General features: G+C 51.3%; 1 rRNA gene. It reads right to left on the bottom strand.

Annotation, left to right across the window (positions count from 1 at the left end):
• Positions 1–29: 29 nt before the first annotated feature.
• Positions 30–1,430 (bottom strand): 23S ribosomal RNA (locus J8L70_RS15970); the annotation flags it as partial.

Here is a 1,430-nt window from a genome sequence, read left to right as displayed (position 1 = left end):
TTTCTGTCACAAAACGCGTTTGGCGTTGTATGGTTAAGCCTCACGGGTAATTAGTACAGGTTAGCTTAATGGCTCACACCACTTCCACATCCTGCCTATCAACGTTGTAGTCTTCAACGGCCCTTCAGAGACTTTAAAAGTCTAGTGAGAAATCATCTCGAGGCCTGCTTCGCGCTTAGATGCTTTCAGCGCTTATCAGTTCCGAACGTAGCTACCGGGCAATGCCATTGGCATGACAACCCGAACACCAGCGGTTCGTTCACTCCGGTCCTCTCGTACTAGGAGCAACCCCTCTCAATTCTCAAACGCCCACGGCAGATAGGGACCGAACTGTCTCACGACGTTCTAAACCCAGCTCGCGTACCACTTTAAATGGCGAACAGCCATACCCTTGGGACCGACTTCAGCCCCAGGATGTGATGAGCCGACATCGAGGTGCCAAACACCGCCGTCGATATGAACTCTTGGGCGGTATCAGCCTGTTATCCCCGGAGTACCTTTTATCCGTTGAGCGATGGCCCTTCCATTCAGAACCACCGGATCACTATGACCTACTTTCGTACCTGCTCGACGTGTCTGTCTCGCAGTTAAGCTGGCTTCTACCATTACACTAACCGTACGATGTCCGACCGTACTTAGCCAACCTTCGTGCTCCTCCGTTACTCTTTGGGAGGAGACCGCCCCAGTCAAACTACCCACCAGGCACTGTCCGTAACCCCGATTCAGGGGCCAACGTTAGAACATCAAAACTACAAGGGTGGTATTTCAAGGACGACTCCACAACAACTAGCGTCGCTGCTTCAAAGTCTCCCACCTATCCTACACATGTAGGTTCAATGTTCAGTGCCAAGCTGTAGTAAAGGTTCACGGGGTCTTTCCGTCTAGCCGCGGGTACACAGCATCTTCACTGCGATTTCAATTTCACTGAGTCTCGGGTGGAGACAGCGTGGCCATGGTTACACCATTCGTGCAGGTCGGAACTTACCCGACAAGGAATTTCGCTACCTTAGGACCGTTATAGTTACGGCCGCCGTTTACCGGGGCTTCGATCAAGAGCTTCGACCTAAGTCTAACCCCATCAATTAACCTTCCGGCACCGGGCAGGTGTCACACCGTATACGTCATCTTGCGATTTTGCACAGTGCTGTGTTTTTAATAAACAGTCCCAGCCACCTGGTCACTGCGGCTCCCGTCCGCTTAGAGAGTAAATCTCATCACAGATAGGAGCGTACCTTCTCCCGAAGTTACGGTACGATTTTGCCTAGTTCCTTCACCCGAGTTCTCTCAAGCGCCTTAGTATTCTCTACCTGACCACCTGTGTCGGTTTGGGGTACGATTCGGTATAATCTGAAGCTTAGAGGCTTTTCCTGGAAGTATGGCATCAACAACTTCACATCCGTAGATGCTCGTCTCGTGTCTCAGTCTAACAG

The sequence above is a fragment of the Pseudoalteromonas sp. MMG010 genome, from assembly GCF_018100905.1.
Taxonomy (GTDB): Bacteria; Pseudomonadota; Gammaproteobacteria; order Enterobacterales; family Alteromonadaceae; genus Pseudoalteromonas.
The sequence above is the reverse complement of the archived record's forward strand: the minus strand, read 5'-3'. Positions and strand labels throughout refer to the sequence as shown.